Origin of the sequence: Kitasatospora sp. NPDC059827, assembly GCF_042731675.1 — a bacterium.
Lineage (GTDB): Bacteria > Actinomycetota > Actinomycetes > Streptomycetales > Streptomycetaceae > Kitasatospora.
On the sequence record NZ_JBHWIV010000092.1, the window covers coordinates 29,526 to 32,259 of the forward strand.

Annotated in this window: 3 protein-coding genes; 2 read left to right on the forward strand and 1 reads right to left on the reverse strand. The window is 77.5% G+C overall.

Annotation, left to right across the window (positions count from 1 at the left end; translation table 11 throughout):
• Positions 1 to 193: 193 nt before the first annotated feature.
• Complete coding sequence (locus ACFV8H_RS35275) at positions 194 to 682, forward strand: universal stress protein (RefSeq protein ID WP_380408038.1); 489 nt, start codon at positions 194 to 196, stop codon at positions 680 to 682.
• 128 nt (positions 683 to 810) lie between these two features.
• Positions 811 to 1,515 carry a DsbA family oxidoreductase gene (locus tag ACFV8H_RS35280; protein WP_380408039.1) on the forward strand — a complete coding sequence of 235 codons (705 nt, stop codon included), beginning with the start codon at positions 811 to 813 and terminating at the stop codon, positions 1,513 to 1,515.
• A gap of 127 nt (positions 1,516 to 1,642) precedes the next feature.
• Here ACFV8H_RS35280 and ACFV8H_RS35285 read toward each other — a convergent pair.
• Positions 1,643 to 2,734, reverse strand: a 1,092-nt coding sequence (locus tag ACFV8H_RS35285; RefSeq protein ID WP_380408040.1) for an NPCBM/NEW2 domain-containing protein, incomplete at its 5' end; no start/stop codon positions are given.

Genomic DNA, 2,734 nt, shown 5'->3' on the forward strand with positions numbered 1-2,734 from the left:
GCGCGCCGCAAGTCGGCCCCGCCGACGTCCTGTGCCCAGCCCCCAGCCCCCCCGAACCCCCCCCCCCCCCCCTGCCCCGTCCGGCGCGGCGCCGCCGGGCGGGGCAGGGGCCGGGCGGGATGATGGCGTGGTTCTGTGTCCGCGGTGAGGAGCGTGTGCGGTGGGCGGTGTGGGCCCGGGGCGGGAGGTTCCCGTGGTGCTGTCGGTGCTGGGGCGGCCGCCGACGGGCAGGCCGCCCGGGGTGCTGGCGGCCTGCGACGGGTCGGACGGTTCGCTGTGGGCCCTGGACCGGGCGATGACGGAGGCGGAGCTGTTCGGGCTTCCGCTGTACGTGCTGGCCGTGGTGAACCCGGCGCCGGCCGGCTACCCGCCGGGCATGGCGGAGCTGGTGCAGGAGAGCGTGGAGACGCTGGTCGAGAGCATGGCGGACGGGCTGCGCCGGGCGGTGGGGACGGTGCTGCGGCAGCGGGTCCGGCCGTACGAGGGGGAGCTGTCGCTGCACGTGGTGCTGGGCAACGTGATCGAGGTGCTGCTGGAGGCGTCGACCCGGCAGCACACGCTGGTGGTGGGGACCCGCGGCAACGGCGGGTTCGTCCGGCTGCTGCTGGGTTCGGTGAGCTCGGCGGCGGTGCACCACGCGGCCTGCCCGGTCCTGGTGGTCCCCGCGCCGGCCGAGGGCTGACCGTATCGCCGGGGCGCGCTCAAGCGACCCCGGGGCTTTCCGGCGCGGTGTCGGGAATGTACCGAGATGGTTCATCGTTCACCTATCTCGTACATCCGCCACGAGACGCCCCTTGGAGCCCCCCGAACATGAAGGTCGAGATCTGGTCCGACATCGCCTGCCCCTGGTGCTACATCGGCAAGCGCCGCTTCGAGCAGGCCCTGGCGGACTTCCCGGGCAAGGAGGCCGTCGAGGTCGTCTACCGCCCGTACCAGCTGGTCCCCGACGCCCCGGCGACGGCGAGCCCGCACCGCGCCTGGCTGGCCGAGCGCTACGGCCCGCAGTCGGTCGCGATGGACGCGCGGGTGGCCGAGCTGGGCCTGGCCGAGGGCATCACGTACGACTTCGACGCCGCCCTGCACGCCAACACCTTCCTGGGCCACCGCCTGCTGCACCTCGCCGAGGCCGAGTACGGCGCCGAGGCGCAGGGCCGGCTCAAGGAGGCGCTGCTCAAGGCGCACTTCACCGACGGCGTGGACGTCGGCGACCGCGCCGCGCTGGCCGACGCGGCCGTCGCGGCGGGCCTGGACCGCGAGCGGGTGACGGCCTACCTGGCGGGCGACGAGGGCACCGCCGAGGTCCGGGCGCAGCTGGCCGAGGCCCGCGAGCTGGGCATCACCGCCGTGCCGACCTTCGTGTTCGAGGGCAAGTGGGCGGTCCAGGGCGGGCAGGACGCCGAGACCTTCCGCAAGGTGCTGGAGCAGGTCGCCGCCGAGATCGGCGAGCGCCGTCCGGTGCCGGTGCAGGTCGCCCCGGCCGGTGAGGCCTGCGCGGACGGTTCCTGCGCCGTCTGACGCCCGGCAGCCGAGTGACGAGGGGCCCGGGGCCCGTTCCGAGCAACCAGCCGGAACGGGCCCCGGGCCCCTTCACCGTCACAGCTCAGGCCGTCACGCCGTCCCGTACGTCACGCCTCCCCGGCCGTCACGTGCACCGGAACCGGGCCTGTGCCCAGTCCGCGACGTTCAGCGCCGACCAGATCCCGCTCGCCGGCGTGACCACCAGCCGGATCGACTTCTGCCCGGCCAGCGGCACGTGCACCGGCACCGCGTCGTCCCCGGCGGCGAGCACCCGGGAGCGCCACAGGGTGCCGCCGTCGCCCGACTGGACGGTGAAGACCACCCCGCCGGGGCTGAGCGTGGCGTCGTCCACCCCGGCGACGGCGTCGAAGGACGTGCAGCCGCGGTTGAGGTCGATCAGCGTGGTGGCCGGCGCGTGCACGGTGATGGCGTGCCGGTGGTACTCGCCGCCGATCCAGCCGCCGTCGTGCTGCCAGAACCGGTCGCTGCCCTGCTGCCGGATGCTCGGCCCTTCGGGCGGGACCCGGTGGTGGCCGGGCTTGACCACGGGGAGCGAGTCGCCCCAGTAGTCGCTGGGCGCGGGCGGGGTGGGTGTGGGCGGGGTGGGTGTGGCGACGGTCGGTTCGGGCACCGGCGGGAGGGTCGGCATCGGGACGACGGGGACCTCGGGCGTCGGCACCGGCGGGAGGGTCGGCATCGGGACGGCGGGTGGTTCGGGGGTGACCGCGGGCGGCTCGCTGCGCGGTGCCCGGGTGGTCGCCGGTGCCTGGCTCGCCCTGGCACTGGGCTTCGGACTGGGGCTGGGGGCGGCGCTCGGACTGGTCGCGGGCGGCTCCGGGGCCGGGGCGGCGCTGTCGGGGGCCGGGGCGGGCGGTGCGGACGCGGGGGTCGCCGGGGCCGGGGTCACCGGGGCGGGGGCGACCGGCGCGCTGCTGGCGGGCGGCGCGGCGGCCGGGGGCGTCGGCTCGGGGGAGCCGGCCAGCGCGTACGCGGCCACGGCGGCGGCCGCGACCGCCACGGCGGCGGCGATCCCGGCCTTGGCCGCGGTGCCGAGGCCCTCGCCGGCCAGGGCACCCGCGCCGGCCCCGCTGCCGCCGGACGCGCCGGAGGCTCCGGCCGCCCCCGCGGTTCCCGCGGACGTGCCCGAGGAGCCGGCCGCCGCGGCCGCCGTGCCCGCGGCGGCCGCACCGCCGACGGCGGCGGCCCCGCCCAGGGC

Bases quoted from the DNA above. Each gene is read 5' to 3' on its own strand.
- ACFV8H_RS35280 (WP_380408039.1), top strand. From the start codon at position 811: ATGAAGGTCGAGATCTGGTCCGACATCGCCTGCCCCTGGTGCTACATC.